The 18,212-nt window shown below is 70.4% G+C and carries 19 protein-coding genes; 14 read left to right on the top strand and 5 right to left on the bottom strand.

All coding sequences use genetic code 11. The features are described from left to right. Positions 1-5 precede the first annotated feature (5 nt). The 3 genes from ACIBZJ_RS28325 to ACIBZJ_RS28315 are packed head-to-tail and all read left to right on the top strand — an operon-like array spanning position 6 to position 2,343. The gene (locus ACIBZJ_RS28325; RefSeq protein WP_395934805.1) at positions 6-920 is read left to right on the top strand and encodes a DUF6282 family protein; all 915 of its coding nucleotides are present in this window, start codon (positions 6-8) and stop codon (positions 918-920) included. After that, on the top strand, positions 917-1,480 hold the full coding sequence (locus ACIBZJ_RS28320) for a carboxymuconolactone decarboxylase family protein (protein WP_395934803.1): 564 nt from the start codon (positions 917-919) through the stop codon (positions 1,478-1,480). Before ACIBZJ_RS28325 ends, ACIBZJ_RS28320 begins: the two co-directional genes overlap by 4 nt. Beyond that, complete coding sequence (locus ACIBZJ_RS28315; RefSeq protein ID WP_395934801.1) at positions 1,477-2,343, top strand: N-acyl homoserine lactonase family protein; 867 nt, start codon at positions 1,477-1,479, stop codon at positions 2,341-2,343. The genes ACIBZJ_RS28320 and ACIBZJ_RS28315 overlap by 4 nt, the downstream gene beginning before the upstream one ends. Here ACIBZJ_RS28315 and ACIBZJ_RS28310 read toward each other — a convergent pair. The 3 genes from ACIBZJ_RS28310 to ACIBZJ_RS28300 are packed head-to-tail and all read right to left on the bottom strand — an operon-like array spanning position 2,306 to position 5,395. Continuing rightward, entirely contained in the window at positions 2,306-3,739 is a 1,434-nt protein-coding gene (locus ACIBZJ_RS28310) for a flavin-containing monooxygenase (RefSeq protein WP_395934799.1), read from the bottom strand. The two genes, ACIBZJ_RS28315 and ACIBZJ_RS28310, sit on opposite strands and share 38 nt — an antisense overlap. Further along, positions 3,736-4,626, bottom strand: a complete 891-nt coding sequence (locus ACIBZJ_RS28305) for a hypothetical protein (protein WP_395934797.1) — start codon at positions 4,624-4,626, stop codon at positions 3,736-3,738. The genes ACIBZJ_RS28310 and ACIBZJ_RS28305 overlap by 4 nt, the downstream gene beginning before the upstream one ends. Further along, positions 4,616-5,395 (bottom strand): HpcH/HpaI aldolase/citrate lyase family protein, encoded by a 780-nt coding sequence (locus ACIBZJ_RS28300; protein ID WP_395934795.1) that lies wholly within the window; start codon positions 5,393-5,395, stop codon positions 4,616-4,618. Before ACIBZJ_RS28300 ends, ACIBZJ_RS28305 begins: the two co-directional genes overlap by 11 nt. 105 nt (positions 5,396-5,500) lie before the next feature. Here ACIBZJ_RS28300 and ACIBZJ_RS28295 point away from each other — a divergent pair, with 105 nt between their 5' ends. The 3 genes from ACIBZJ_RS28295 (at position 5,501) to ACIBZJ_RS28285 (ending at position 8,387) form a co-directional block, all read left to right on the top strand. Next, on the top strand, positions 5,501-6,175 hold the full coding sequence (locus ACIBZJ_RS28295; protein ID WP_395934793.1) for a GntR family transcriptional regulator: 675 nt from the start codon (positions 5,501-5,503) through the stop codon (positions 6,173-6,175). A gap of 86 nt (positions 6,176-6,261) precedes the next feature. After that, on the top strand, positions 6,262-6,693 hold the full coding sequence (locus ACIBZJ_RS28290) for a carboxymuconolactone decarboxylase family protein (protein WP_395934791.1): 432 nt from the start codon (positions 6,262-6,264) through the stop codon (positions 6,691-6,693). Then, on the top strand, positions 6,690-8,387 hold the full coding sequence (locus ACIBZJ_RS28285) for a thiamine pyrophosphate-binding protein (RefSeq protein ID WP_395934789.1): 1,698 nt from the start codon (positions 6,690-6,692) through the stop codon (positions 8,385-8,387). The genes ACIBZJ_RS28290 and ACIBZJ_RS28285 overlap by 4 nt, the downstream gene beginning before the upstream one ends. On the opposite strand, the gene ACIBZJ_RS28280 is transcribed toward ACIBZJ_RS28285, so the two are convergent. Then, positions 8,381-9,190 carry an SDR family NAD(P)-dependent oxidoreductase gene (locus ACIBZJ_RS28280; protein ID WP_395934787.1) on the bottom strand — a complete coding sequence of 270 codons (810 nt, stop codon included), beginning with the start codon at positions 9,188-9,190 and terminating at the stop codon, positions 8,381-8,383. The genes ACIBZJ_RS28285 and ACIBZJ_RS28280 overlap by 7 nt on opposite strands. Positions 9,191-9,418: 228 nt before the next feature. On the opposite strand from ACIBZJ_RS28280, the gene ACIBZJ_RS28275 reads away from it, so the two are divergent. From ACIBZJ_RS28275 to ACIBZJ_RS28255, 5 genes are all read left to right on the top strand, one after another. Then, positions 9,419-10,162: an IclR family transcriptional regulator gene (locus tag ACIBZJ_RS28275; protein ID WP_395934785.1), complete on the top strand. Its 744-nt coding sequence runs from the start codon at positions 9,419-9,421 to the stop codon at positions 10,160-10,162. A 92-nt stretch (positions 10,163-10,254) separates the two neighbouring features. Next, positions 10,255-11,280, top strand: a complete 1,026-nt coding sequence (locus ACIBZJ_RS28270) for an extracellular solute-binding protein (protein WP_395934783.1) — start codon at positions 10,255-10,257, stop codon at positions 11,278-11,280. Positions 11,281-11,283: 3 nt separating this feature from the next. Beyond that, on the top strand, positions 11,284-12,978 hold the full coding sequence (locus ACIBZJ_RS28265; RefSeq protein WP_395934781.1) for an ABC transporter permease subunit: 1,695 nt from the start codon (positions 11,284-11,286) through the stop codon (positions 12,976-12,978). Further along, positions 12,975-14,015, top strand: coding sequence for an ABC transporter ATP-binding protein (locus ACIBZJ_RS28260; protein WP_395934779.1), 1,041 nt, complete (start codon positions 12,975-12,977; stop codon positions 14,013-14,015). The genes ACIBZJ_RS28265 and ACIBZJ_RS28260 overlap by 4 nt, the downstream gene beginning before the upstream one ends. Beyond that, positions 14,012-14,953, top strand: a complete 942-nt coding sequence (locus ACIBZJ_RS28255) for a DUF6282 family protein (RefSeq protein WP_395934777.1) — start codon at positions 14,012-14,014, stop codon at positions 14,951-14,953. Before ACIBZJ_RS28260 ends, ACIBZJ_RS28255 begins: the two co-directional genes overlap by 4 nt. A gap of 151 nt (positions 14,954-15,104) precedes the next feature. Here ACIBZJ_RS28255 and ACIBZJ_RS28250 read toward each other — a convergent pair whose 3' ends face one another. Beyond that, positions 15,105-15,836 (bottom strand): SDR family NAD(P)-dependent oxidoreductase, encoded by a 732-nt coding sequence (locus ACIBZJ_RS28250; RefSeq protein WP_395934774.1) that lies wholly within the window; start codon positions 15,834-15,836, stop codon positions 15,105-15,107. A gap of 153 nt (positions 15,837-15,989) precedes the next feature. Here ACIBZJ_RS28250 and ACIBZJ_RS28245 point away from each other — a divergent pair, with 153 nt between their 5' ends. From ACIBZJ_RS28245 to ACIBZJ_RS28235, 3 genes are all read left to right on the top strand, one after another. Further along, positions 15,990-16,430: a MarR family winged helix-turn-helix transcriptional regulator gene (locus ACIBZJ_RS28245; protein WP_395934772.1), complete on the top strand. Its 441-nt coding sequence runs from the start codon at positions 15,990-15,992 to the stop codon at positions 16,428-16,430. A gap of 82 nt (positions 16,431-16,512) precedes the next feature. Next, entirely contained in the window at positions 16,513-17,403 is an 891-nt protein-coding gene (locus ACIBZJ_RS28240) for an NmrA/HSCARG family protein (protein ID WP_395934770.1), read from the top strand. A gap of 88 nt (positions 17,404-17,491) precedes the next feature. After that, a complete protein-coding gene (locus tag ACIBZJ_RS28235) occupies positions 17,492-18,205 on the top strand; it encodes a FadR/GntR family transcriptional regulator (RefSeq protein ID WP_395934768.1) in 714 nt (237 codons plus the stop codon). Positions 18,206-18,212 lie beyond the last annotated feature (7 nt).

Below are 18,212 nucleotides of genomic sequence, written 5' to 3'. Positions count from 1 at the left end.
ATACAATGTTGGAGGCGGCTCAACCGGACGATTTCGGCCACCTGATCGCCGGCGCGATCGACCTCCACGTGCACGGCCGGCCCGACCTCTCGGCCGCCCTGCCGAACCGCGGCGACGACCTCGCGGTCGCCCGGCTCGCCCACGCCTACGGCATGTCCGGGTGGGTCCTCAAGTCACACCTGTGGGCGACGACGGACCGTGCGCGGTCGGTGAGCGCGTCGCTGGCCGACACCGGTTTCCGGGTCCACGGCAGCATCACGCTCAATCCGGTGGTCGGCGGCCTGGAGCCCGGCGTCGTCGAACTCGCGGCCGCGCACGGTGCCCGGATGGTGTTCCTGCCGACCTGGGGCGCGGCGGCCGACGTCGAACGTGGCGGCTACGTCTCCGCGCTGCTGCGCCGGATCGCCCCGTCGTTCGACGAGTACGCGTCCCGGAACGCGGTGACGCTCTGCGACGCCGACGGAACGCTCTCCGGCCGGGCCGAGGCCGTGATCGACGCCTGCCGCGCCCTCGGCCTGGCTCTGGCCACCGGGCACGCGTCGCCGGCGGAGAGCCGGGCGGTCGCCGCGTACTGCGCCGACGTCGGGCAGCGCGTGCTGATCACCCATCCCCTGCACTACACGACCGACCCGGCCGAGCTGCGCGAGTTCGTCGACCGGGGCGCGTACCTGGAGTTCAGCAACGCGCCGCTGGTGCACCCGGACGCACACCTCACCGTGCGTGACGTCCACGAGGCACTCGGCACCGTCGGCCCGGACCGGGCCGTGCTCACCACCGACGTGTTCTCGCGCTGGGTGCCGCCCGAGCCCGAGTGCCTGCGCATGTTCACCGAACAACTCGCCTATCTCGGCTGGACGGCGGAGCAGCTCCGCACGATGGTCGCCACCAACCCTCGCGTGCTCCTGGGAGAACCGGTATGAGAGTCGACGACGTCGATCCCGCAGACATGTCCCCGGAACAGCGCGCGCTCTACGACCTCTACACCACCGGACGGCGGGTGGCCCCGGAGAGCCCGTTCTCCCTGGCACGGCCGGACGGCAGGCTCCAGGGGCCGCCGTCGATCTGGATCATCAACCCGACGTTCGGCGCCGCACTGCAGCAGATCGGCAGCACGGTCCGCTGGGACTCGACGTTGCCGGCCCGGGCCCGCGAGATCGCCATCCTGCTCGTCGGCCATCACCACGACAGCGCGTTCGAGCTGTATGCGCACCGCCTCGCCGGGGCCGCCGCCGGGCTGACCGAGGACGACCTGACCGCGCTGTCCGAGCGCACGGAGCCGGCCGGAACGACCGAGGCCGAGTCGTGCGTCTTCCGCACGACCGTCGCCGTCCTCGGCCGCGGCACGCTGGACGACGACGAATTCCGCGACGCGGCCGGCCTGCTCGGGAAGCCCGGACTGCTCGAACTGGTGACGATCATCGGCTACTACACCATGGTCGCGATGCAGCTCGCGGTCTTCGACGTCCGGCCGCCCGCGTGAACCATTCGCTCTGGATCCTCGAGTACGGCTACGTCGACCGCTTCCCGGCGAGCAACCTCTTCGCGGCCCAGCCCACGCTCGGGCACCGACGGATGCCGTACTGCTTCGGGCTCGTCCGGGGCCACGGCCGCTGCATCCTGGTCGACACCGGCTTCGCGGACCCGGCGATCTACGAGCGGCTCACCGCGAAGTACGGCGACACCCGGTGGGCGTCACCGGTCGACGTCCTCGCCCGGGTGGGAGTCGGAGCCGACGACGTCGACACGGTCCTGCTCACCCACAACCACTTCGATCATGCCGGGTGTGTCGATGCGTTCCCCGCGGCACACGTCTGGATCCAGCGGCGCGAGGTCGAGCACTACGTCGCCGCGACACGTCGACCGGCGCGTTTCGAGTTCCTGACCCGGTCGTGCCAGGCAGACCTTCCCCAGCAGCTGGCCGGGCGCCCCTCCACCCTCGTCGACGGGGTGGCGAGCCCCGCTCCCGGCGTCGAGGTGCGGCCCGCCCACGACACGCACACCGCGGGCTCACAGCTGGTCGCGGTCACCAACGCGTCCGACGGCACGTGGGTGTTCGCCGGTGACAACGTCTACAGCTACGAGAACCTCGAGGGCCTCGGCGGCGACGGCGTTCTCGCTCCGATCGCGATGACCACCGGCAGCGCGACGACCTGGCTCGACTTCGCCGACGGCCTGCTGGAGAGCGTCGGAGGCGACCCCCGCCGGGTGCTGCCGTTCCACGAGGCCGCGGTCTGGGACCGGTTTCCCTCCGCCACGTGGGACGACGGTCTGCACGTGGCGGAGGTGTCGCTGGCCGGAGGGCACGTCAGCGTAGTCCCCACCGATCCAGGAGCCGGGTCGTGAGAGCGTAGGCGAGGTGCCCGCCCGGCCACTGCGTCACGTTGTGGCCGGCCGGGTCGTGGTAGTAGTTGTGGCATCCGGAGTCCATCGCCGAGGCGGTGCTCGCCATCCGCTTGTCGATCCAGGCGGTGAAGCGCCGGGCCGCCGCCGGAGACGTGTCGACGGTGCGGGCGCGGCCTCGTTCCAGCCGCCGCACGGCCCGCACCACCACCTCGGCCTGCCGTTCGAGCTGCGCGATGACCGACACGCCACCGTTGGTGTTCGGGCCGTAGAGGATGAAGAAGTTCGGGAAGCCGGGGACGGTGATGCCGAGGAACGCCGCCGCCCGCTCGCGCCAGACGTCGTGGACGCTGCGCCCGTCCCGGCCCTTCACGTCCAGGCTGGCCAGGAACTTCGTCGGCTGGAAGCCGGTGCTCAAGACCAGCACGTCGACGTCGCGCTCGACGCCGGTCGCGTCGACCACACCGGTCGGGGTCACCCGGCTCACCGCGTGCGGCACCAGCTCGACGTTGTCGCGGTTCAGCGAGGGGTAGAACGTGGACGAGAGGACCGGCCGCTTGCAGCCCCAGGGGTAGTCGGGGGTCACCGCCTCCCGGGTCGGAACAGCCTCGATGCTGGTGGTGATGAACCGGCGGCACACGTCACGCATCGTGCGCTGGCGACGCGACCCGGTGTCGTAGCCCTTGAACCGCCGGTTGCCCTTGTGGAAGATCCAGGCCCGGTGCAGCTTCTGGGCGAGCGGCACGTGTCGGTAGACCCACCGTTCCCGCGGGCTGAACTCGCGCTCGTTCTTGGGCTCGATCCATCCGGGTTCGCGCTGGAACACGTGGACGCGCCCGGCGGCCGGCGCGATCGACGGGACGATCTGGACCGCCGTCGACCCGGTCCCGACCACCGCGACCGATTTGCCGGTGAGGTCGTGCTCCTCCCACCGCGAGGTGTGGAAACATGGTCCGGCGAACGTGTCGAGGCCGGGCCAGTCGGGGTAGCGCGGCACGCTGAGCAGCCCCAGCGCGGAGACGACGACGTCGAACTCCTCGGTGTCGCCGTGCTCGGTCGAGAGGACGTACGTGCTGGTCGACTCCTCCCAGACCAGGTCGGTCACCCGGGTGTTCAGGCGCAGGTGGGGCCTCAGCCCGAAGCGCTCCACCACGTGCTCGGCGTACGCGAGCAGCTCGGGCTGGGTCGCGTGCGTGCGCGGCCAGTCGTAGCGCAGGAACGAGAACGAGTAGGCGTGCGAGTGCACGTCGACCTCGCACCCGGGATAGCGGTTGTCGAACCAGGTGCCGCCGATCCCCGGGGACTGCTCGAAGATCGTGAACGTCGCCGACGTGCGTTTGCGGAGCTTGACCGCGGCGGCGATGCCGCCGAGGCCCGCCCCGATGATCGCGACCCTCATCGGGGCGCCGGGTAGTCGTCGGCGTTGAACACCCAGCCTTCCTTCGCCGAGAAGTCGAAGCGCGGCGGGCAGAAGATGTCCACCAGGTGGTTCGTCCCGGCCCCGACGGCCTCGCTGGTGTGCACCGACGGCGGCGGGATCACAGTGACCGCCGGGGCGAACACGGTGCGGTGCTCGTCCTCGCGCCAGTGGGCCTTGTCGGTCGTCCAGGGCCAGCGGATGTGGTGGATGTACTCGCCCGCCAGCACGAGCGAGCACTGCTCGAAGTCGTCGTGCTTGTGCGGCGAGAGCTTCGAGGGGTCGCGCGGTCCCTGCTTGGGATCGATGAAGTTGACCATGAACGTGGTGCAGCGGTACAGCCGGAACCGCGGGTTCTCCAGCGGTGGCACGGTCAGGTCGTAGCTGCGGATGCGGTAGCCGCCGACCGGCTCGGGCCACGGCTCGAACGGCGGGATGTTCTCGTGCGGCTCGTCGTAGGAGCTCGCGTTGACGGCGAGCGCCGCGATGTCGTCCGACTTCGTGGTCAGCAGGCGGATGACCCGGCCCTGGCCGGTGATCGTCACCGTGCTGTCGCCCGGGGGGACGACGAGCATCGTGCGGCCGTTCACCGAGACCTCGTCGCCGCCGGCCCGGACGGTCGCGGAAAGCGCGTCGCCGGTCAGCAGGACGACGTACTCGTCGGGCTGGTCCGCCCGGGAAAACGCGAGTGAGCCGTCCACTTCGGAGTACCCGATCACGAAGTTCTGCCCGCGGGCGTACCAGGTCGACTCACCGTCGGCCGGCGGCACGTCGCGGAACTCGACGTGCTCGGAGTTTGCGACGCGCTCCGGCGCCGCCGCCGTGCTCGTGGGCAGAGTGGAACGCAGGTCGGTGGGGTCATACGCCATGAGACGCTCCTTCGGAGAGTTGGCCGGCCAACGACGTCGCGGCGGTCCGCAGCAGGCTCGTGTCGTTGCTGACCATGACGAACCGGTATCCCCGGTCGGCGGCCGCGTGGGCCTGCGCCGCGTTCTGCACCGCGGTGCCGGCCGGCACCCCACGCTCCCGCGCGGCGGTCAGGAATCGGTCGACGAGCTTCTGGATCGAGGGGTCGGACTCCGGCAGGCCGGAGGAGAGCTGGAGGTCTCCCATCCCGAGGAAGACCCCGTTGAGCCCGGCGACGTCGAGGATCTCTTCCACGGCCTCGAGGGCGCCGATCTCCTCGAGCTGCACCGCGCGCAGCACCTCCTCGTCGCCGAAGCGGAGATACTCGGCGCGCGGGAGGCCGCCCCACCGACCGGCCCGCGACGTGATGCCGATGCCCCGGTCGCCGGCCGGCGAGAACGTCATCTGCCGGACGGCCGCGCTCGCCTCGTCCACCGACGTCACCCGCGGCACCAGGATCCCGTCCACGCCGGCGTCGAGCAGGCGCTGCAGGTGGCTGCCGCTGCGGTCGGGAACCCGGACCAGCACCGACAGGCCCGCGCCCTGCGCGGCCACGGTCGCCGCGTAGGCGAACTCGAACGTCAGCGGGGCGTGTTCCTGGTCGAGCACGAGGAAGTCGAACCCGGCGTCGGCGAGGATCTCCACCGGCTCGAGCGCCGGAGTCTTGACCCAGGTTCCGTACAGGCATCGGTCGGCGGAGGCCAGCCGACGAGCAAAACCCAACCTCAACATGATGCTCCTCACGAGGGTTTTTGGGTCGCAAAAATGTAGCATCGTCATACGATCTGAGACAACGGTAGGATGGCGTCGACACCAGTGCGGGGGAAGGAAGCAGCGGTGACACGAGCCGACGCGTTCCACATCGAGCGGAACCCGGCCTTGATCCGCTCCCAGGTCCTCGACAACCTCCGCCAGGCGATCCTCGACCGGCGGCTCGCACCCGGTCAGCGGCTGATCGAGCGGGAGCTGGTCGAGCTCACCGGCGTCTCCCGCACCAGCGTCCGGGAGGCGCTGCGCGAGCTGGCCGCCGAGGGGCTGGTCACCGCGATCCCCAACCGGGGCATGGTCGTCACCAGCGTCAGCGCCGAAGAAGCGCGCCAGCTCTACCAGGTGCGCTCGGCGCTGGAGGCCCTCGCCGGCCGGCTCTTCGTCGAGAACGCCGGCCCGGCCCACCACAAGGCCCTGGTCCGCGCGCTGGAGAAGATCGACCGGCTGGCGGCCAGGGGCGCACCGCTCCTGGCCGCGAAGGACGCGTTCTACGACGTGCTGTTCGAGGGCGGCGGCAACGACGCACTGCGGGCGGTCGTCGGCGGTCTGCACGCCCGGGTCAGCGTCCTGCGGTCGCTGTCGATGTCGGTGCCCGGCCGTCTCGAGCACAGCGTCAAGGAGCTGCACGCCATCGTGGACGCCGCCCGGGCCGGCGATGCGGACGCGGCTGCGGCGGCCTGCGCCAAGCACGTCGAAGAGGCCGGGCGCGCGGGGCTGATCGCCCTCGCCGAGCAGGACGCGTAGAGCGCCGCCCGCCCGGAACTTCTCTTCGCCGATCCCGTCAGATTGTATGATCGTCGTACGTAGACGATCCGAGACGGGAGCGGTCCATGAGCGAGGACGAGAGTCGGCTGGCGCGCGGCGAGACGGTGCGGCGGGAGGTTCTCGGCGATGCGCACGTGAACCGGTCGATGGCCAGGGCCACGGAGTTCTCCCGGGTGGTGCAGGAGTACGTGACGACGACCTGCTGGGGCGACGTCTGGTCGCGTCCCGGGCTCGACCGGCGCACGCGCAGCCTGCTCAACCTCGCGATGCTGACCGCGCTGAACCGCCCGCACGAGTTCTCGGTGCACGTCCGCGGCGCCCTGCGCAACGGGTGCACGGAGGCCGAGATCCAAGAGGTCCTGTTACAGACCGCGCCGTACTGCGGAGCGCCGGCCGCGCTCGAATCGTTCCGGGTCGCCGAGCGCACGATCGACGAAGTCCGCCGGGAAGCCGCCGCCGACGCACCGACCGCGGCCGCCGACGGGGTGGCCCGGTGAGCCGCCGCACCGGCGCCCGGGTCGTCGCCGACCTGCTCGACGGTTACGGCGTCACGCACGTCTTCGGGGTTCCGGCGATCCTCCGCCGCACGCTCGCCGAACTCGAGGCGCACCACCCGCACGTCGACCGGGTGATCACCCACGGCGAGAAGTCGGCCGTGTACATGGCCGACGGTTACGCCCGTGTCTCGGGACGCCCCGGCATCGCGATGGCACAGGTGGTCGGGGCTCTGAACCTCGCCGCGGGCCTGCGCGAACCGTTCCTGGCCGGTTCCCCGGTCCTCGCGCTCACCGGCGGCCGGTCACCGGCCACCAAGTTCCGGCAGGTCTACCAGGAGATCGACGACCTCCCCGCGTTCGAGCCGGTCACCAAGTACAACGCCACGATCGACGACGTGAGCCGCTTCCCCGACATGCTGCGGCACGCGTTCCGAGTGGCCACCACCGGTGCGCCCGGGCCGGTGCACCTGCAGATCCAGGGCAACGAGGGCCAGCTCGATCTGGAGGAGACGGACGCTTCGCCGCTGGTCGACCCGGCGTGTGCGCGCGTTCCGGCCGTGCGCCTGATTCCCGACGACGAGAGCGTCACCGAGGTGCTCCGGTTGCTGGCCGCCGCGCACCGGCCGGTCCTCGTCGCCGGTGGTGGCGTACGGGCCTCCCGGGCCGGGGCCGCACTGGTGGCGCTGGCCGAGAAGCTGGGCATCCCGGTGGCCACGTCCGCGAACGGAAAGGACACGATCCCGGGCACGCACCCGCTGTCGGTGGGCGTGGTCGGCACGTACTCGCGGGAGTCGGCGAACCAGGTGGTCGCGCGCGCCGACCTGGTCTGCTTCGTCGGTACCCGGACCGGCGGCATGACGACGCACGTCTGGGCCGTTCCCCCGATCGGCGTTCCGGCGATCCAGATCGACATCGAACCGTCCCACCTCGGGCGCAACTACCCGCTGCAGGCATCCGTGGTGGCCGACGCGAAACTCGCGCTGACCCGCATGCTGGCACTGGCGTCCGACGGGCCGGCGCCGGCCGGCGCCCGGCCGGACCGGACGGCCTGGCTGGCCGAGGTCGACCGCCTGCGGGCCGAGTGGCGCACCCGCTACCTCGACGTGCTGACCAGCGACGCGGTGCCGATCCGGCCCGAGCGGATCTGCGCCGAGCTCACCGCCGGGCTCCCGCGGGACGCCGTCCTGGTCGTCGACACCGGTCACGCCGGGATGTGGATGGCCCAGTTCCACGACGTCACCGCCGCGGAGCAGGACTATCTGCGCAGCGCGGGCCACCTGGGCTGGGCGTTCCCGGCCGGGATCGGCGCCAAGTGCGCGGCGCCCGACCGGCCGGTCGTCGCGTTCACCGGCGACGCCGGGCTGTACTACCACCTCGGCGAGATCGAGACCGCCGCGCGCCGCGGGGTCAATCTGATCACCGTGGTCAACAACAACCACGGCGGCAACCAGAGCAAGCGCGGCTTCGATCGGGCCTACGACGGGCGGCCGACCGAGCGTTCCCGGGAGCTGTGGACCTACGAGGACGTGGACTTCGCCCGGATCGGCGCGGAGATGGGCGCGCTGGGAATCCGCGTCGACCGGCCGGGCGACCTGCCGAAGGCACTCGACCAGGCGCTCTGCGCCGACCGGCCGGTGATCCTCGACGTCCACACCGACCTGGAGGTGGTCGCTCCCCCACCGGTGAGTCAGTAGAGAGAGCGGTCGTGGGCCGCGAAATCCCACGCGCCGGCACCACCGGACGGGCGGACCGTGCTCACGATGTTCGCACCGCCGTCGACCGAGACCAGCTCACCGGTCATGTAGGCGGCATCGTCGCTGAGCAGGAACGCCACCACACCGGCGACGTCGTCCCCGGTGCCGGCGCGGCGCAGCGGGGTGCTGGACGCCCGGCGCCTCATGTCGTCCTGGCCGCTGGCACCGAACAGATCGGTGGGCACGATGCCGGGCGCGACCGCGTTGACCCGGACGCCGAGCGGGCCTCCGTACATCGCCGCGCCCCGCAGCAGGCCCACGACGGCGTGCTTGGACGTCTGGTAGGCCAGCAGGTCGGCGCTGCCGCGCAGGCTGCCGATCGAACCGGTGAGCACGATGTTCCCGACGCTGCCCTGTGCGGCGAACTGCCGGAAGGCCGCCCGGATACCCAGGAAGACCCCGCGCACGTTCACGGCCATGACCCGGTCGAACTCGTCCGGGCTCAGGTCGGGCAGCAGCGCGAGGGACCCGGCGATGCCCGCGTTGAGGTGATGGAGGTCGATCCGCCCGAAGCGGGAGACCGCGGCGTCCACGTACGCGGCCACTCCGTCCTCGGTGGAGACGTCGGCCTCGACCCCGGCCCCTTCGGTGGCGAGCGACTTCGCGACCAGCCGCACGCGGTCGGCGTCGGTGTCCACGGCCACGACGTGCGCGCCCTCGTCCGCGAGCCGCCGGGCCGTAGCCGCGCCGATGCCCCCGGCCGCGCCCGTCACCACCGCGACCTTGCCGGCCAGTCCTCGCATGCGATCTCCCCCGGTCAGCGCTGACAGGCAGCTTCAAGATTGTCGGACAACCATACAATCATGCCACTACTGACACCTCCGCCACCACCCCGAGGAATTAACTGCCGCGAAATCTTCGCGACCCCTTGACACGCGTCTGGCCCGATCCCCTACATTCCCCGTACCGAATAGCCGGATGGCCACCCCGCATTGCGGGACAGCGACCGGAATCAGTGAGGGAGGCCACGGATGGAGATCGCTAGCGGAGACCTCCAGGTGGTCGCCCGGGTGGTCCAGCTGCTGCGGCTCCTCGCGGCCAACGAGACGATCGACCTCGTCTCGGCCGCCGAGGAGCTGGGCGTCGGCAAGTCCACCGCTCATCGCTACCTGGCGTCGATGGAGAACCACGGGCTCCTGCAGCGCCGCGACCGCAACCACTACGAATTCGGCGTACTCCTGGCCGAGCTGGGCACCATGGCGCTCTCCCGGCTCGGGGTGCTCGATCTCGCCGTCCCGGTGATGGAGGAGATCAGCGTGGCCGTGCGCCACACGGTCGTGCTGAGCGTCTGGAACGGACACAGCCCCGTGGTCGCGCAGGTCCGCGAAGACCGGAGCCGGACCGCGCACGTGTCGATCCCGGTCGGCAGCCTGCTCGGGCCGGACGCGGCCCAGACGCTCATCTTCTGGGCGTTCCGCGACCACTCGTTCTACCGGTTCCGCGCCGGAGCACCCCCGGTCGACGCGACGGACGCGGAACTGGCGGACGCGTGCCGCACCGGCATCGCGGTCCGGGTGAGCCACGAGAACGGCGTCAGCGCCGTGGCGACTCCGGTCAAGGACCCGGGCGGCCAGGTCGTCGCGACCCTGGCCGTCGTCGGCATCGCTCAATTCGTCCCCGAAGAACTCGACAGCCCGGTGGCGCGCGCCCTGCTGGCGGGTGCGGACACGATCTCCCGGCGCATGGTCAATCCGCTCGGCACCGGAGCGGACTGACACCGAAGTCTTGAGCGCTCCGGCTCGGCCGGAGCGGTTCCGGTCGAGAAGAGGCGACAACCATGAGACCACCCCTGCGTTTATTCAGCGTGTTGACCGTCGGTGTTCTGGCCCTCACCGCGTGCGGTGTCGGCGGCGATTCCGGTGGCGGTTCGTCGGACAAGAAGCTCACCTGGGCGAGCACCGGCGGGCAGTTCCAGGAGGACGAGAAGACCGCGCTCCAGGAACCCTTCACCGCGAAGACCGGCACGAAGTTCACGAACATCAGCCCGGCCGAACAGGCTCAGGTCCGGACGATGGTCAAGGCCAAAAAGACGATCTGGGATCTGGCCAACATGAGCTGGATCTATGCCGGCGCCTACTGCGGCGAGCTGTTCGAGAAGCTCGACGCCCCCGAACTCGACCGGAGCAAGTTCCCGCCCGGGACCACCGGCGACTGCTTCGTACCGACCTACCGGTACGCCAACATCTTCAGCTACAACGCGGACTTCTACCCGGGCGCGAAGCCGACCTCGATCAAGGACTTCTTCGACGTGAAGAAGTTCCCCGGTAAGCGGGTCGTCTACGACTACCCGAAGGCCGGCCTGTTCGAGGCCGCGCTCGTCGCCGACGGGGTACCGCCGGACCAGGTGTACCCGCTCGACCTCGACCGGGCGTTCAAGAAGATCGACACGATCAAGAGCTCGCTGGTGTTCGCGCCCAGCTACGGGGCGATCCAGCAGATGATGGTCGACAAGCAGGCCAGCATGGTGCTCACCGTGACCGCCCGGACGATCGTCTCGGCGCAGAGCGGCGCGAACCTCGTCCCGGTGTGGGACTTCAACACCACCGACATCGGCGTGCAAGTCATTCCCAAGGGCAGCCCGCACAAGGAACTGGCCGAGCAGATGCTCGCGTTCATCACCGAGCCGACGCAGGCCAAGGCCTACGCGAAGCTGACCGGCACCGCCCCGGCCCGCGCCGACATCGACCTGAACACGATCGGCTACACCGACAAGCAGAAGGAATTCAACGCGTTCCTGCCCGACCGTGGCAAGACGATCGAGCAGGACAAGCAGTGGTGGATCGCGAACACCGACGCGCTGACGAAGCGCTGGACCAGCTGGAAGGTCGGCTGATCCATGGCCGTCCAGACAGCCACCGCGCCGGCGCCCGTCACCGGGCGCCCGGCGTGGACCACCCGAGTCCGCTCCTCCGGTTGGCTGCTCCTGCTCCCGGCGCTCGTCGCCCTGGGGGTACTGTTCGTCCTCCCGCTCCTGCGGATCGTCGCGGACAGCATCACCGAGCCGACGTCCGGGTTCGGCAACTACGCGTCGCTGTTCACCGACGGCTACACGCTGCGCGTACTCGGCCGGACGTTGCTGGTCGCGGCGATGGTCTCGGTGATCGGCGCGCTGCTGGCCTATCCGTACGCGTACGCGATGACGCTCGTCGGCCCGACGATGCGCTCGGTGCTGGTGACGATCGTGCTCGTCCCGTTCTGGACGAGCATGCTGGCCCGCAACTTCGCCTGGCTGGTGCTGATGCAGGACGGCGGCGTGATCCAGCGGTTCCTGCGGCTGTTCGGGCTCGACGTCACGCTGCTGGGCAGCACCGCCGCCGTCGCCATCTCGATGACCCAGGTGCTGCTGCCGTTCCTCGTCCTCCCGATGTACACCGCGATGGAGCAGATCGACGGACGGCTGGTCGCGGCGGGCCAGAGTCTGGGGGCGTCCCGGTCGCGGGCGTTCCGGAAGATCTACCTCCCGCTGTCGACGCCGGGCGTCGTCGCCGGGATGTCGCTGGTGTTCGTGCTGGCACTGGGCTTCTACGTCACGCCGGCGCTGCTCGGCTCGACCCGCAACGCGATGATCGCCCAGGTCATCAACGTCCGTACGAAGGAGTTGCTGGACTTCGGCGGCGCGGGCGCGATGGGCATCTTCCTGCTCGCGGTCACGCTGCTCGTCCTCGCTCTGACCCGGCGGCTGGCCGGACCGAACGCCGCCGTCACCGCGGTCGGTGGCGCACCGGCCCGCTCCCGCACCGGTGGTGAGCAGTCGTCTCCGATGCGTCCCTGGCTCCGGGTGCACACGACGGTCGTCGCGATCCTGCTGGTCGCGCCGACGCTGGTGGTCATTCCGATGAGCTTCTCGGGGTCGCAGACGTTCCGGTTCCCGCCCGAGGACTGGTCGTTGCGCTGGTACCAGGAGCTGTTCAGCTCTCCGGAGTGGATCGCGGCGATCCTGAACAGCCTCCAGGTGGGCGTCTACGTCGCGATCCTCGCGACCGTGCTCGGCACCTCGGCCGCGTTCGGCCTGGCGCGGCTCGGCCGGCGCTCCCGGGGCGCCGTCAACGGCTTCCTGCTCTCGCCGATGATCGTTCCGCACATTCTCGTCGGACTCGTGGTCTTTGCCTCGTTCTTGCAGGTGGGCCTCAACGGCACACTCTTCGGGATCATCCTGGCCCACACGGCGGTGGCGCTCCCGTTCGTCGTCATCGCGGTCACCGCGCGGATCCAGGGCATGGACACCCGGTTGAGCGGGGTGGCGGCCAGCCTCGGCGCCGGTCCGGTTTCGACGTTCCGCAAGGTGACGCTGCCGCTCGTCCTGCCCGGCGTCCTCTCCGGCGCGGTGCTGGCGTTCGTCACGTCGCTGGACGAGGTGGTGATCGCGCTGTTCCTGCAGGCGCCCGGGGCCATCACGCTGCCGGTCCAGATGTTCAACAGCATCACCGTCGAAATCGACCCGACGATCTCCGCCGCGTCGAGCCTGATGGTCGTCCTGGTGAGCGTCCCCATCCTGATCGCGCAGGTCGTCAGAGTGAGAGGTAAACGGTGAAGCTCCAGACCGCGGTTCCGGAAGCACCGGCACTGCGCACTCGCGGCGGCCGGGTCGAACTCGTGCAACTGTGCAAGACCTACGGCGGCAACACGGCGGTGGACTCGATCGATCTGCGGATCGAACCCGGCGAGTTCCTCACGCTGCTGGGCCCGAGCGGTTCCGGGAAGACGACGACGCTCAACATGATCGTCGGGTTCACCGAGCCGACCTCGGGCAGCGTCGAGCTCAACGGCCGCGACATCTCCCGGATGCCGCCGAACAAGCGCGACTTCGGCATGGTCTTCCAGAACTACGCGCTGTTCCCGCACATGACCGTGGCGCAGAACGTGGCCTTCCCGCTTCGCGAGCGGAAGGTCCCGGCCGGCGAGATCACCCGGCGGGTCGGTGAGGCGCTCGACCTCGTCGACCTCGCGGGCATGGACGGACGCCGCCCGCACGAGCTGTCCGGCGGGCAGCAGCAGCGGGTCGCGCTGGCCCGCGCGGTCGTCTTCTCCCCCAGCGTCCTGCTGCTGGACGAGCCGCTCAGCGCGCTCGACCGCAAGCTGCGGCAGTCGCTGCAGCGGGAGATCAAGCGGCTGCACGACGAACTCGGGCTCACGTTCGTCTTCGTCACGCACGACCAGGACGAGGCCATGACGCTGTCCGACCGGATCGCGATCTTCAACGAGGGCCGGATCGTCGCCCTGGGCACGCCGACGGACCTCTACCACCGTCCACCGACCACGTTCGTGGCCCGCTTCCTGGGCGAGTCGAACGTGTTCGACGGCTTCGTCGTCCGGCCCGAACGCATGGCCGTCGTCGTCGACAGCGCGTCGGTACCGCCCGGAGCGAACACCGCTCCGGCGACGGTCACCGACGTGTCGTTCTACGGCACGTACTCCCGGATCGAGCTCGCGTTCGGCGACGACTCGATCGGCTGCGCGGTGCTGCCGGTCGGCACGCCGTCGACGGTCGAGCCGGGAACCGCGGTGATCGCCTGCTGGCGGCCCGAGGACCAAGTGCCGGTCTCCACCGAGAAGGGAACCACCTCGTGACTGCAGTCGACTACCCGTTCAACCCCGAGGCCGACACCGACCGCGCGACCCCCGATCCCGAGGCCGACTCGCTCCTGGTCGGCGCGGTCGATCTGCACCAGCACCCGGGCCCGAGCCCGTTCCCGCGGCGGATGAGCATCCTCGACGCCGCCCGGGACGCCTCGGACGCCGGGTTCCGCGCGATCGTCGCCAAGTCCCACCACCACAGCATGGTCAGCGACATCCTGGCGCTGCAGACCGCCGGGCTCGCCGAGCTCTCGACCGAGGTCTACGGCGGGATCGCGCTCAACCGCTCGGTCGGCGGCCTCAACCCGTACGCGGTCGAGCTCGCGCTGCGCATGGGCGGCCGGGTCGTCTGGTTCCCGACGCTGTCGTCGAAAGCCCACGTCAGCCACCACGAGCACCACGACACCGGGTTCCCGACGCCGGAGGTGGAGCTGCGGAGCGACGAGGTCATCTCGATCCTCGACGACGAGGGGGCGTTACGACCCGAGGTGCACGACATCCTCTCGGTCATCGCGGCCGAAGACGCGGTGATGACCTGCGGCCACCTCGGCGTCGAGGAGTCCCAGCGCCTGATCGACGCCGCGCTCGCGGCCGGGGTCCGGCGCATCCTGATCAACCACCCGGTGTTCGTCGTCGGCGCCTCGGTGGAGCAGGCCGCCGCCTGGGCCCGGCAGGGCGTCTACATCGAACACTGCGTGATCATGTACTGGGGCAAGCCCGAGCGGCGGCGCAGCCTCGACGAGTTGCTCTCGTTCATCAAGGCCGTCGGGGTCGAGAACACCGTGCTCTCGTCCGACTCCGGCCAGAAGACCAATCCGCTGCCGGTGACGCTCTACCGCCGGGCCGCGCGGGGTCTGCTGGACGCCGGGCTCCCCGAGGCGGACATCCGCACGATGCTGGGCACCAACGGCGCCCAGCTGCTCCTGCCGTGACTTCCGAGCCGGGAAGACCCGGTCGATCCGGCTGACCCGGCTCGGCTGCCCGGTGGCCGGGGGTGCTCGCGGAGTCGCCGGTGGCGCTCGCGGAGTCGCCGGTGGCGCTCGCGGACCTGCGCGGCGCCACCGGCCCGGCCGAAGGGGCCGCTCAGCGCGCGATGTAGCCGCCGTCCACGCTCAGGATCGTGCCGGTGATGCCGGCCGATTCCGGCGACGCCAGGAACACGATCGCCCGGGCGACCTCGTCGGGCGTCGACATCCGGCCGATCGGGTGGTTGCTCAGGGTGACGGCCAGGCTAGCGGCGGGGTCCGGGTCGGCCTGTCGCGCCTCGTCCATGAAACCGGTGTCGACGGCACCGGGCGCGACGGCGTTCACCCGGACCCCACGACCGGCGTACTCGATCGCGAGCTGACGAGTGAGCTGGACGATCGCCCCCTTGGTCATCGCGTAGACGCTCTGGTTGGCCACCCCGATCAGCCCGGAGATCGAGGCCGTGTTGACGATGCCGCCGCCGTGCGCCTCCAGGTGCGGCAGTGCGGCGCGGGCGAACCGGAACGCGGGCCGGACGTTCGTGGCGAACAGCGTGTCGAAATCGTCGTCGGTGGTCTCGCGGATCGGCCGGCGCAGGAATCGGGCGGCGTTGTTGACCAGGAGATCGAGGCGGCCGAACTCGGCCAGGGCCCGGTCGATCGTGTCGGACGGGGTCGCGTCCGCGGTCACGTCGGCGACGACCGGCACCACCCGGCCGTCGTCAGCCAGGTCGGCCACCGCCGGGGAGACGTCGAGCGCGACGACCCGGTAATCCGCGGCCCGCAGTTGCTCCACCACGCTGCGGCCGATCCCTCGCGCTGCACCGGTCACGACGGCGGTCAGTGCCATGGTGTTGTCTCCCTCGTTCCGGGCGCGGATGCGCGCCGGGCGAAGGATATCGTAGGACTGTCATACAATTAAGCTCGTCTCCTGGTGAGCGGCGCGGGCAGACCGCCCGCGACGAGTAGGCTGGTCGTTCGTCATCGGACGGGGGATGCCGGCGTGGACTATGGCGACAAGCTCTTCTGGCTCTCGGTTGTGATCCAACGCAAGTACGCGCAGATCTGCGCCGAGTTCGACCTGCCCCCCTCGCAGGCCACGCTGCTCTGCGCCGTCCGGGACGAGCCGCGGCAGATGGCTGACCTCGCCGCGTCGTTGGGTATGACCAAAAACGCCTTGAGCCAGCTGGTCGATCGCACCGCGCGGCGCGAGTTGGTCGTCCGGGCGAGCTCGGCGCAAGACCGGCGGGTCGTCCTGCTCAGTGCGACGCCCACGGGAAAGGTGCTCGCCGAGGCCGTGTACGCCGAGGTCGCCAAGCGCCTGCCCGAGATCGCGAAGAACCTCGACGCCGACGACCAGCGCGACTTCGAGCGCGTGGCCAGCGCCATCGTGGACACCACGGACCTCTCTCCGCCCACCTCGAACCAACCCCTCGCACCGTGAGGTCCCGCTCCACCCCACTTTGACGAAGTTCATGCCATGAACTAGTTTCGTTCATGGCATGAACTAGTGAAGGGTGGCAGCGATGAGCACACAGACGACCGGCACGATCGCCGTCTTCGGCGCGACGGGGCAACAAGGCGGGGCGGTGGTCGACGCACTGCTGGACCACGAGGCGCGGGTGCGTGCTTTGGTCCGCAACCCGCAGTCCGACCGGGCTCAGGCGCTGGCGGCCCGCGGCGTCGAGCTGGCGACCGTCCGGGCCGACGACCCGGCGTCACTCGCCGCCGCGCTGGCGACGGCCGAGGCGTTCTACTTCATGACCCCGGAGGCGAACAGCCTCGACGAGGTCGAGGCGGAGATCCGCGTCGGTACCGCGCTCGTCGACGCGGCGGCCGCGGCGGGCGTCCCGCACGTCGTGTTCAACTCGGTCTTCGGAGCGGACCGGGAGTCGGGTGTGCCCCACCACGACTCGAAACACCGGATCGAGGAGCACCTGAGGAAATCCGGCCTCAGGGCCACGATGGTTCGCCCGACCGCCTTCATGGAGAACTTCGCGAGCGTGATGGCACCGAGCCTGGAGCACGGGGAGATCGTGCTGAGGCTGCCGCAACCGGAGGACGTCGCCATGAAGATGATCTCGGTCAGGGACATCGGCCGGGTCGCCGCCGCACTCCTGCTCGACACCGCACAGGCACCCGGCGGAGCCCTCGAACTCGTCGGCGACGAACTGACGGGCCCCCAGATCGCCGCGGCGTTCGGCGCGCGCGCCGGGCTCCCGGCACGGTACGAGGCGCTCCCGTTGAGCGTGCTTCCCAGCGACCTCGACAGGGCGATGTTCCGCCAGTTCGCGGAAGCGGCGCAATACCCTTCCGACCTCGCGGTGGTGCGGGCGATCGAGCCGGACACCCTGGACCTGGTCGAGTGGATCCGAGCGACCGGCTGGACCGCGCCGGACGACGTGGCTGGTTCCTGAGCCTCCGGCCGCGACCGACGGTGAGAGCTCGCAGCTCGGCATTGCGTCCACCCGAGCAGTAAAGATGCCAAGCAGTATTATCGTTCGCATGGTTACCGGCCGGCCGCCTGGCCTCGCGCAGCACCTCGCTACCGAGATCGAAGGCCTCATCGGCGAACGCGGCCTGCAATCGGGTGACCGGATCGCCACGATGGAGGAGCTTCGCGCGCAGACCGGCTTCGGCCGCGCGACCATCGGTGAAACCGCTCGGCTGTTGAGCGAGCGGGGAAGCGTCGTCGTACGTCCCGGGCGCGGCGGAGGGCTTTTCGTCGCCCACGGGAGCCCGGTCGTCCGTCTGCGTCAGACTCTGCTGACCGTTCCGCAAGGCGACGCCACGGTGGCCGACGCCCTCGCCGTTCGTGACGCCCTGGAGGAGCTCGTCGTCTGGGGCGCCGCCCAGCATCGGAGCGACCAGGATCTCCACGAGCTGGAGATCTGCCTCGAGGTGATGCGACGCGGGAGCGATGACCTCGAGCGCTTCCTCCGGGCGAACTGGTCGCTGCACGAGCGCATCGCGGCGATCACCCCCAACCAGCTCGCACGCGCGGTCTACCTCGGCACGGTCAAATGCATCGCCGAGCTCTCGGTGCGCGCAGACTCCGAGACCCGGTCGACTCCACCCACCTACCTGGCCGACCGGCTCGCCGTGCACGAGGAGTTGGTAGAGGCCATTCGGAGCCGCGACGAGCACGCGGTGAAGGTCGCGGTGGCGAAGCACCACGGCACGGGCTCCGACGAGAGCACGGAACTCCGGTCGGCCTGACCCGGCC

The sequence above is a fragment of the Cryptosporangium sp. NPDC051539 genome, assembly GCF_044454545.1.
Classification (GTDB): Bacteria; Actinomycetota; Actinomycetes; order Mycobacteriales; family Cryptosporangiaceae; genus Cryptosporangium.
The sequence above is the reverse complement of the archived record's forward strand: the minus strand, read 5'-3'. Positions and strand labels throughout refer to the sequence as shown.